Origin of the sequence: Streptomyces sp. PA03-6a, from assembly GCF_033792765.1 — a bacterium.
In the GTDB taxonomy this organism is placed as follows: domain Bacteria; phylum Actinomycetota; class Actinomycetes; order Streptomycetales; family Streptomycetaceae; genus Actinacidiphila.
Genome location: NZ_JARAVK010000294.1, coordinates 1 through 9,892, shown reverse-complemented (window position 1 = coordinate 9,892; position 9,892 = coordinate 1). Strand labels below are relative to the sequence as shown.

Here is a 9,892-nt window from a genome sequence, read left to right as displayed (position 1 = left end):
GCAGCCGCAAGGGCGCGCCGCCGAAGGCGGGCGACATCAAGGCGGTGGAGGCCGCCGCGGAGTGACGGTGCGCCAGGCGCACCACCGCGCGGCAGGTGTCGTCACCTGACGCACGGGTAGAGGGGCACGGCATGCGGGGAACATCGTCCGCGGCTGACCGTTGGTGGCAGCAGATGCAGTGAGCGCCATCTTGAGTGGGGTCGGTTTCCAAGTGGAGGCCGACCCTACTTCGTTTTTCCGGCGCGGAGGTACGACGGGCGGGTCGCGGCCTTGCCCTTGGGCGGGGGCTGCCAGGCGGCTGAGGCGAACAGGGCGCGCCGTCGTTGCCTTGCGGACCGGGTGTTGCAGTCCTGCCGGCCTCACGCTGCAGGGCTACGTCGGCTAATACTCCAGTGCTGGTCATCGGTCGGACGCGGGACGGCACAGTCGTGCCGTGTCCTGACTGCGGTGTGCCGGCTCAGCGGGTCCACTGCCGCTATCGGCGACACTTGACCGATGCTGGCTTCGGCGGCCGCATGATCATGATCGATCTGCGCGTTCGACGCCATTTCTGTGACAGCGCTCGCTGCGTCCGGGGGACTTTCGCCAAGCAGCGAGCAGGTTTGACCGTGAGATACGGCCGCGCTCGCCGAGATCGTGCAAGCAATCGGTCTGGCACAGGCCGGGCGGGCCGGTGCCCGCCTCGCGGCTGTCCTGCACATTCCGGTCAGCCGACCACCTTGCTCAACGTGGTGATGGTGATGCTCCGCCCCGGCCGGCACTGCACGTGCTTGGCGTTGATGATTTCGCCACCCGCCGGGGCCGACGTTATGGGACCGTGCAAGCGCGGCCAGGGCACGGGCGCCGCGCAGGTCGAGCAGGGACGGGGCGGCGGGGGAGTGGGTGCGGCGGCGAGCGTGATCGAGGATCATGACGGCCCGGGTGGGCTGGTTGAGCCGGGTCGCCTGGTCGGCGAGGTCACCCAGTACAGCAGCCGCCGAGGTCGCGGTCGTCTGAGACGTGGGCGGCGTGCAGCACTGTCTGCCACAGCCGCTGGGCGGCGCCATGGCGGGCCTGGTCGAAGCGGAGCCCGCCCGAGGTGAGGGCGAGTTGAGCGGCGGCCGCATGCCCTACCCGCGTAGCCGCGTCGCTCGAAGCGGCCGAACGGTCCGGTACCGCCGTTCGGGGGCGGCCCAGCGTCGCCCCTGCGCCACAGGGAAGCATGACAACGCTCTCGCTCTCCAGTTGTTGCCGCTCGGAAGTCTCCCATGGGAACCGGATGCGACGGCAGCCCCGTGGCGGCTGGGGAGGGTGACGAACGCGGCGTGATGGCGCAGGGAATCGACCTCGTCGAGGGTGTTCATACAGCCCTTGTCTCAGACATCTGCGGCTTCTGTCTACGAGGGACCGCGCATGGGATCCGATGGTCCCACCCTGCCGGATTGGGTCAGCAGTTTGTCCACCCGTCGCGGAGCGGGGCAGGTAGGGGGCCCCGCTCCGCGATCTGGATGTCAGACCTTAGCGGTCTGTAGGAGCAGTGCTGGCACCGTCCGGTGCCCGTTGGCGAGCATGCTCCCCACCGGCTGCAGCGCCTTTCCGGGCACTGCGAGCTTTAGCCCTGAGTAGCGTTCGAAGAGTGCCGGGAGAGCAACCGCTGCTTCTAGGCGGGCCAGCGAGACCCCGAGGCAGTAGTGGGCGCCGTAGCCGAAGGCCATGTGGTCCCGGCGGGTGGGCCGGGTGATGTCGAACTGATCGGCGGCTTTGCCGTGTACTTCTGGGTCGCGCCCTGCGGCCGCGTACCCCGCCAGAATCGCCTCGCCCTTGCGGATGGTGATTCCGTCGTCCAACTTGATGTCCTCCACTGCGTAACGCAGCGGCAGATACGGCACCGGGGCTTGCCAGCGTAGTGTCTCGTCGATCACGTCGTCCCAGGTGGCCTTACCGGCGCGAACCAGTTCCAGTTGCTCAGGGTGGGTGAGGAGCGCCGTGATGGCGTTGTCGAGGAGGTTGACCGTGGTCTCGGTCCCTGCGCTTAGGGAGAGCAACAAGGTGCCCAGCAGTTCCTCCTCGCTCAGCACCGAACCGTCCTCGTTGCGTGCGGCGATGAGGTCACTGGTCATGTCGTCGCCAGGTTCCGCCCGCTTGGTGGCGACCAGTTCGGTGAACAGCCGGTGGACGGTGGTCCGGGTGGCGGCGACCTCCTCCGCAGTGGCGGCGGAGTTGAAGATGCTGTCCACCGTATAGCGCAGCTCGTCGCGCATTGTGTCCGGGACGCCGAACAGGTCACATATAACCTTGATCGGTAACGGCTGGGCGAACGATGCCCGCAGGTCAAGGGGTTCTCCCACAGGGGTGGCGGCCAGCGCGTTCAGCAACTCCCGGGTGATCTCCTCGATCCGTGGCCGCATGGCCGCAGTTCGCCGGGGGGTGAAGGCTTTGGCGACGAGTTTGCGCAGCCGCATGTGGTCCTCGCCGTAGGCGATGAACATGTTCCGCACGGAGACCCACAGATACATCGGCCAGTCCTGGGCGATCTCACCGTTGATGAAGGCGGGCCAGTGCTGGTAGGAATCCTTGGAGACACGCGGGTCGTTGAGCAGCTTTTTCAGCAGCCAGAAGCTGCTTACCGACCACGCTTCCACACCGCCGGGAAGCTCCACCCGCGTCGCGGGGCCGAGGTTGCGGAGCCTGACGGCTTCACCGTGGAGGTCACTGCCTGTAGGGTCGATACGGAAGGGGCAGGTGGGCTGTTGCTCCATGAACGTGCTCCTCGGTTCTCGACGGTCTCGGTGATTGCTGCGGCAGGCGGGAAGCGGACCGGAAGCGCCGCCAGAGCCCGGTGAAACGGACCGGGACGCCAGACGATTTCCTCCGCTGGGACAGCCAACTCAAGGTCCGGCAGCCGGTCGAGCAGCTTCTCGATGGCCACAGTGGCAATCAGCCGTGCCTGTCCCTTGGCGGGGCAGGTGTGCGGCCCAGCGCTCCAGGAAAGGTGCGCGCGGTTACCGGCGTGATGGCCGGTGGAGAGCATCGGGTCGGTGTTGGCTGCGGCAAAGGAGATCACGACCGGTTCGCCACCGCGCATTCGCACCCCGTCCAGTTCGGTGTCTTGTACGGGGAAATGGATCGAGAAGTTGGCCAGCGGGGTGTAGGTGGTCCACAGCACCTCGTCCAGGGAGTCCTCCACCGGAAGACTGCCGCCGGCCAGGTCGCCTGCGAAGCGGTCGTCCACAAGCAGCAGGCGCAGTGCGTTGGCGATGAGGTTCTGTTCCGGCTCGGTGCCGGCCCCCAGAGCGAGGGCCAGCTGGTGGGCGACCTCCTCGTCGGATAGCTTCGCCGGATGGGACAGCATCCACGAGGTGACGTCGCTGCCGGGACGCTCCCGCTTATGCGCGATAAGGTCCATCGCGGCTTGCCTGAGCAGCTTGTTGGCGTTCGCCGCGTCGACACCGTCGAAAAGGCCGGTCATCCCGGTGACCAATCTGTCACCGATGTCGGCGGGGCAGCCGAAGAGGTGCAGGAAGACCAGCAGCGGCAACACCTTGGCGTAGTCGCCCATCAGGTCCGCCTCGCCATCGGGGGCAAAGCCGTCGATCAGAGTGTCGGCGCTCTGCTCAACGTAGTGGCGTAGCTCGTAGTGGTCCACTCGGTCCAGGCTGTCGGTAATGACCGAACGCAGCCGGGTGTGCTCTTCCCCATCGACGTGTCGGGCGTTTGGACGGAAACTCATCAGCGGCGCCACCGGGCTATCTGGAGGGACCTCGCCTTCAATCTGGGCCCTCCACCGCCGGGAATCCTTGGAGAAAGTCTGCGGACTGCGCAGCACTTTGAGCGCTGTGTCGTACGAGGTGACCAGGGTGGCGCGAATTCCTGGGGCCAGCTCGACTGGCGCGGCTGGCCCATGCCGGCGCAGGCGGGCGTAGACGGTGTCGGGATCGGCGGCGAACTCCGGTCCGTACAGTGGGACGGCTGTGCCGGAGTCGCCTATGTGAGCGGGGCAGACCGGCGGCACCGAGCCGGGCTCAGGCCGCTCGGCGGAGTGAACGGGTGCGGTCACGGTTCGGGGGCTCCAGGTCAGCTGAGGGTGAGGAGGTGTTCGGCGAGGGTGATCAGCGCGTTGGTGGCCGACGTGCGGTCGCGTGCGTCGCAAATCACCAACGGGGTCTCGGGAAGCAGGTCGAGAGCCTTGCGCATGCGCTCCTCGTCGTAGGCTGGCGCGTCGGGGAAGTCGTTGACGGCGACCGCGTAGGGCAGCCCTGCCTCCTCCAACCGGTCGATGACGTCGAAGGACTGATCGAGACGACGGGTGTCGGCCAGCACCAGGGCGCCGAGAGCGCCATAGGTGAGGTCCTGCCAGAGCCGCTGGAAACGGGTCTGCCCGGGGGCGCCGAACAGGTACAGCACCAGCTGTTCGTTGAGCGTGATGCGGCCGAAGTCCATGGCGACCGTGGTGGTTGCCTTGTCCTTGATGCCAGCCAGGTCGTCGATGGCCACTCCGGCCTGCGTCATGGTCTCCTCGGTGCGCAGCGGCCTGATCTCCGAGAGCGCACCCACCAGTGTCGTCTTGCCGACGCCGAAGGGGCCTGCCACCACGATTTTGACTGCCCGTTGTACGGATTCGGGCAGATAGCGGTTGTCAGCGAAGGGCGCGCAGTCCATGGAGCACCTCCTCCACAAGGTCAAGGTCTGGGCGTTCTGCCCGGGGGATGGCAGCACGGGTGACGAGTAGGCCGTCGTCCACTAGGTCGGCGATGATTACTTTGCAGATACCGACCGGAAGCACCAGGTGGGCACTAATCTCGGCGATCGTGAGAGCACCGCCGCGGCACAGCTCCACCAGGATCTGCTTTTCGGGGGTGAGTCGGCCTGAGGGCCCACTGCCGGTGACCCTCACCATGGTGACCAGATCCAAGGTGTTCCGGCTGGGCACGGCCCGGCCGTCGGTGACCACGTATGGCCTGACCAGTGCGCTGTCCCGGCGGTGGGTTGTCACGCTGGGTTGCCTGCACCCTGTCGTGATGGACTGGTCATAGCCTTGCCCAGGCGCTCGACGAGCTGCTGCATTCGGAAGCTGCAGGCCTCCAGATCCACCCGCTCGCTGGCCGATACGGCCAGGTAGGAGCCCTCGCCGGCTGCGATCGCCAGTACAAAGGCGTCGTCGAACTCGATCAGGGTTTGCCTCCACGGTGGGCTGGCTTCGTCCTCGGCGTAGCCGCAGAAGCCAGCGGTGTTGCGGCTGATGGAGACCACTCCGCACAGGGCTGCTGCCTGGCGCTCCGCCTCGTCGCGGGTGATGCCCTGAGAGTGGGCCCGCAGCAGCCCGTCCCGGGTGAGCAGAACGGCGTGAAGGGTCTCCGGCATGCCGAGGGCCTCGTCCAGCATCCAGTCCAGTGTGCCGTCGTAGTTCATTGCTGCGGCAGCCTTTCCGTGTCGTCGGGTGCACCGTCGACTGACGGTCCATTGGTCTGCAGGGTGTGAATGGCGCGGGCGGCCCGGGTACCGCGCTGGAAGGCGCCGAGTGCCGCGGCGTCCTGCTCGGCGGTCCGCACCGGGCGGGCTTGCGGCGTTCCGGCAGCCGCCTGTGTGCGCTCGGTGGCCGGCTGACGGCGTCGGCGCTGCGGCAGGCCGTCCTCAGTGACGGCAACGGGAGCGGGGCGTGTTTCCGCGGTCGCCCGGTTCGTCACTGGGGACGCAGAAGAAGCGGTGGCCGGATGCGGCTCCCGCTCGGGGCGAACGGCTTGCGGAGTCGACGAGTTCATCGCTGGGTCATTCGAGGTGAGCAGAGAGCTGGGGAGGAAGATGACGGCACGCAGGCCACCGAATGGCGAGGCGGAGTCGGCGAACGCCCGGAATCCGTATCGGGCGGCGAGTCGCCCCACCACCGCGTGGCCGAACGCGGGCGGGTCGCCGAGCCGGGTAACATCCACGCTGCGTTCTCCGGAGAGCAGCTCGGTTGCCTGCCGCATCTCGTCTTCGAGCATGCCGACGCCGCAGTCGTCGATCACGATGGAGACTCCGTTGTGACCCGACTGAATGCTGACCTCGATGGGGGTATTGGGTTGGGAGTGGCGAGCGGCGTTGTCGAGCAGTTCGGCGACTGCCAACACCGCTGGCTCGACAGCGCGACTGATTACGGACACGTCCACGCCCTGGCCTCGGATCTGCACCCGCCGGTAGTCGCGGATTCGGGAAGTCGCGCCTCGTACCACCGCCAGCACGGGAGAGGACGCCCGCTGCCGTCCGGGCCAGGACCCCGAGAGTACGGCGATTGCCTGAGCGCGACGGCCGATCTGCGCGTTCATGTGGTCAACCTCTAGCAGGCCCTGCAGCACCTCGGGGTCGTCGTACCTGTCTTGCATGGCGGAGATTGCCCGCTGCTGTTCGTTGGCCAGTCCCTGCATCGCCTTCATGGCTGAAGCCAGCGAGGCTTGGGCGGCTCGGTCGGCGCGTGTCTGCGCGGTCTTCACAAATGTGGTGAACCCGAGGGTCACTGCCTCGAGGTCGCGGCCGAAAGGCTCCTTCAGAAGGAGGGGGTGGAGCACGGGCGACACCAGGACACCACTGTTGTCTGCGGCCTCGGCTGCAGCAGGCAGCCTTGACACCACCAGGTGTCTGGCTTCCTCGTTGCGCTCGAGCAGGCTCTGCTCCAGGGATGCGACTCGTCTGCGCTCGGCTCGTGCTGCCAGCCACCAGTGCAGCGCGGCGCCCGTAGTGGCGATTAGGCAGACGGCCATGAACCAGAACACCGTAGGGTTCGTATGCGATGCCATCAATTCCTCGGTCAGTGGGTTTCTGGGTGCGCGTGTAATCGATCATGCGGAAAGTCCGTGTTGGTGACCAGGTAGATGGAGCGCTCTATTGAACCACTTCAACTCCTACTGACGGGGAACTGGGAAAACTCGGTTTCCTTGATTTGTGCGATGGCTGATAGAGAGTCGAGCGGGCGCATAACTTGGCTCGACCGTCAAGCTATCCGCCTGTGGTCTCACATACAAGATCTATAGGATAGCGGGCGCCTAAAGAATTGCATTTAAGTGTCATTTATTTGAATGTTCACGCCACTCAAGAGTCGTGCTGTCCCCAGGTGTCGGCTGGCCCACCGGAGCTGGTCGCCTTGGACCACAACCCCGACTCCGCTCCCATGCCCACCGCCGAAGCCACCTCCCTCGGTTTCCACCTTGTCGTCCGCGGCGGACCGGCCGTGACGGTTCAGGGGATCGACGACATCGTCCGCACCAGGCAGCCGTCGGGCCTAACCCGGTTGCCTCTCTTGAGGAGTTCACGCATCACGACGCCGCCGGACGTGGCCGCCGTGTTCGGTGAGGACGTCGAAGTCACCCTGATCTCCGAAGGCGATGCGCGCGTCTGGCTCGCGAAGATGGTGAACGAGGCTCCCTCGAGGAACTCCGCCTGTCCTGGGCTGGCGCTGTCGACCTCCACTCCTGGGCGACGGACCTGCACGCACGTGTCAGTACTAGCTCAGGGCGAGCTTGGCGATGCCGTGCTGGAGCGGGCCCTCAGCCGCTCCGTCCTGGCCAGTGTGCTGGTGTCGGTGGGGCTGAGTGACCGCCGGAGGAACACCTCCGCACAGCGCAGCACTGCCATCACGTTGCTGTTTCTCCGTCGTAAGCTGCGCGCTGGACGTACGTGTGCCTGGTGCCAGTGGGAACTGCTGGACCTGCCGGGCATCGGTCTCCGGGAAACGGCGGTCCATGTCGGCAGAAAGGCGCAGGTGACGCCCGGTGCAGGTGCGCGGCCGTCCCTGTTGGGCGGTCTGCCGCTGGCGCCCGCCAGTTGCCCGTCTGTCGGCAACGAGTGCGACAGCTTCGGCTCACTGACCGCGGCAGGCACGGGTCCGGTGACGTCCGCGGGTGGCGCCGTCACCGTGAACGAACCGGCACCGGCAACCCCTTGGACGGAAAGGACCGGTACGGAGAAGTACCGGACGGCACCGCCCGTGTGGTCACCTGCGGCGGCGGGGCTGGCGTATTGGGCGGCGACTACTACCGACCACGTACCGTCGGCCAGGATCGAGCTGCGTACGGCGATGGTGCGCTGCAGGACTTGCGCAGGCCTTCCCTGAGGGCCCCTGAAGCGCAGCATCCGGCGCAAGGGGCCGTAAGGCTTGCGCAGTGCTGCTCTGCTCATCGGTGCTGTCACTGCGCAGCCATGGGTTCGGCGAACAGCTCAGCGACACCGGCCGGGTCGGCAGAGCGCATTGGCGCCGCGGGCTGGGCGTGCGAAACCGCTTGTGCTGCTTCGGGTGTTGCGCGCTACGAGGCCAGCGCGAGTGGTCGGCCGTGAGTGTCGCCCAGACGCCGTTGCGGGTCATTGACATCCCGCGGCGCCTGGTCCGAAGGACTTGCAGGGACGGACGTGGCGTGTGAAGACGAGGGGAGGAGGCAGCCCTCTGTACTGGCGGTTGATCATGGAGATCTAGGGCAGCCATGTGACGGCTCCCGGGCAGGTAGACGCGAGACGGTGTCCTCCATGAAGCCCGGTGGCACTCACCACCCCAAGGTCACACGTCCGACGTGAGAGAGCAGACGACAGCCGCTACTTTGGCATCGCCGTGCTGGTAGCGGGTGGACGGTTGGCGCCGCTTGTCTGCTTGACCCTTGTTTGCCGGACCGTGGATCTGAGCATCGCAGGAGATCTATGGGCCCCGGCTCGCTGAAGGGTACGGATGATCAAGGACGGGGCCGTCCAGACCTGTATGGCTTTGTCCGGGCGGCGTTGGCAGCGATGGACGTCGGAGTGGGTACACATGGATCATCGTGGCAAGTACGACTCCTGGCCCGAGGAGCAGTGCAGGCGCATCGATACTGTCGATGAGGTGGTCGTGGTGAGTCCGGGCACGTCCCAACGCCACAATCGCTTGGCCACGGTTTCCACAGATGCCCTGGATTCTGCGGCGTTGTCGGAACGGAACGCCGACGCTGACTTTGATGTCCGCTTGCAGGATGTTCCGCTGACGAATCGCCGCCCGGATGCGGTGGCGTAACGGGCGGACGCCATCGATGCTACGCCGACCCGACCCGAGCATGTGATGCTGGTCGCTGAGGTGGGTCCGTGGGCACCAGGGCTGGGCCGGCCAACCGAGGGCCTGTGCCCCCACAACGGAACGTCCTGTTCCGCTGTGGCGTTACCGCGCGGTTTCCCTTTTGGTAACCCTGCCACGCTGCGCCTGCTGATGGCTGCCTCGGTGTCGGTGTCCCTCCGATCCGGTGCTCACGGTTGCCTTGTGTAGATCCATAGAGGACCCACCGCGATTTCGCAGGAAGACGCCTCTACTTGGCCTTTTCGTAGACCTCGAGAATGGACGCTGGAATGCGGCCGCGATTGCTCATCTGGTAACCGTTCTCCCTGGCCCAAGTCCGGACTTTGGCCGCATCGCTACCGGATGGCTGCCTCTTCCCGGCAGCGCCCGGCTTCAAGCGTCCACCAGTCCGGCGAGCTGCACCCAGGAAGGGCCCGAGCTTTTCAAGTAGGGTGTCGTAGCTGTCCGACCCGAGGTCAATCTCGTAGGTCGCTCCGTCAAGAGTCAATGTGTGGGGGGCGACATCGTCAGATGACTCGCCAGTGATATCGTCCGTGAAAATGGTAAGAATTTTCTGTGCCATAGTCGGATGATATCTTACCAGTGGCACTTCTTGTAGGGGTTTCACCCCCTGAATCTGAAACCTCGTCCTGAACTCCAAGCTGGACGCTCCATCTCGCGAGGAGTATGGCATGAAGCGCATCAGCGCTGGACTGTGGGGATGATCCGCGAGCCTCTGCGGCGGCAGGTTATGTGGTTGGCGAACAGTGAGCCTTTTCAGCGTTGCTTCTCCAGGGTGAGGATGGCTTTGGCTGCTGACGACAGGCGGTTGGGGCTGCAGCGGGCGTGACGGAAGATGCGCCAGCGCTTGAG

General features: G+C 66.0%; 8 protein-coding genes and 2 pseudogenes. 2 read left to right on the top strand and 8 right to left on the bottom strand.

Annotation, left to right across the window (positions count from 1 at the left end):
- Positions 1-1,490: 1,490 nt before the first annotated feature.
- The 6 genes from PV350_RS40230 to PV350_RS40205 are packed head-to-tail and all read right to left on the bottom strand — an operon-like array spanning position 1,491 to position 6,725.
- Positions 1,491-2,621, bottom strand: a complete 1,131-nt coding sequence (locus PV350_RS40230; RefSeq protein WP_500338378.1) for a cytochrome P450 family protein — start codon at positions 2,619-2,621, stop codon at positions 1,491-1,493.
- Positions 2,603-4,036, bottom strand: a complete 1,434-nt coding sequence (locus tag PV350_RS40225) for a cytochrome P450 (protein ID WP_500338376.1) — start codon at positions 4,034-4,036, stop codon at positions 2,603-2,605. The genes PV350_RS40230 and PV350_RS40225 overlap by 19 nt, the downstream gene beginning before the upstream one ends.
- 17 nt (positions 4,037-4,053) lie before the next feature.
- Complete coding sequence (locus tag PV350_RS40220; protein WP_375822051.1) at positions 4,054-4,638, bottom strand: GTP-binding protein; 585 nt, start codon at positions 4,636-4,638, stop codon at positions 4,054-4,056.
- Positions 4,616-4,972 carry a DUF742 domain-containing protein gene (locus PV350_RS40215; protein ID WP_500338375.1) on the bottom strand — a complete coding sequence of 119 codons (357 nt, stop codon included), beginning with the start codon at positions 4,970-4,972 and terminating at the stop codon, positions 4,616-4,618. Before PV350_RS40215 ends, PV350_RS40220 begins: the two co-directional genes overlap by 23 nt.
- A complete protein-coding gene (locus PV350_RS40210) occupies positions 4,969-5,388 on the bottom strand; it encodes a roadblock/LC7 domain-containing protein (RefSeq protein WP_375822053.1) in 420 nt (139 codons plus the stop codon). Before PV350_RS40210 ends, PV350_RS40215 begins: the two co-directional genes overlap by 4 nt.
- Positions 5,385-6,725: an ATP-binding protein gene (locus PV350_RS40205; protein WP_500338374.1), complete on the bottom strand. Its 1,341-nt coding sequence runs from the start codon at positions 6,723-6,725 to the stop codon at positions 5,385-5,387. Before PV350_RS40205 ends, PV350_RS40210 begins: the two co-directional genes overlap by 4 nt.
- A 395-nt stretch (positions 6,726-7,120) precedes the next feature.
- Here PV350_RS40205 and PV350_RS40200 point away from each other — a divergent pair, with 395 nt between their 5' ends.
- A complete protein-coding gene (locus PV350_RS40200) occupies positions 7,121-8,062 on the top strand; it encodes a hypothetical protein (protein WP_500338372.1) in 942 nt (313 codons plus the stop codon).
- A 684-nt stretch (positions 8,063-8,746) separates the two neighbouring features.
- A pseudogene (locus tag PV350_RS40195) lies at positions 8,747-9,046 on the top strand (Uma2 family endonuclease); the annotation flags it as partial.
- 223 nt (positions 9,047-9,269) lie between these two features.
- Here the strand turns inward: PV350_RS40195 and PV350_RS40190 are convergent.
- The gene (locus PV350_RS40190; RefSeq protein WP_500338371.1) at positions 9,270-9,602 is read right to left on the bottom strand and encodes a histone-like nucleoid-structuring protein Lsr2; all 333 of its coding nucleotides are present in this window, start codon (positions 9,600-9,602) and stop codon (positions 9,270-9,272) included.
- Between the two features lie 194 nt (positions 9,603-9,796).
- Positions 9,797-9,892: pseudogene (locus PV350_RS40185) on the bottom strand (IS5/IS1182 family transposase); the annotation flags it as partial.

Bases quoted from the DNA above. Each gene is read 5' to 3' on its own strand.
- PV350_RS40200 (WP_500338372.1), top strand. From the start codon at position 7,121: ATGCCCACCGCCGAAGCCACCTCCCTCGGTTTCCACCTTGTCGTCCGC.
- PV350_RS40210 (WP_375822053.1), bottom strand. From the start codon at position 5,388: ATGAACTACGACGGCACACTGGACTGGATGCTGGACGAGGCCCTCGGC.
- PV350_RS40190 (WP_500338371.1), bottom strand. From the start codon at position 9,602: ATGGCACAGAAAATTCTTACCATTTTCACGGACGATATCACTGGCGAG.
- PV350_RS40220 (WP_375822051.1), bottom strand. From the start codon at position 4,638: ATGGACTGCGCGCCCTTCGCTGACAACCGCTATCTGCCCGAATCCGTA.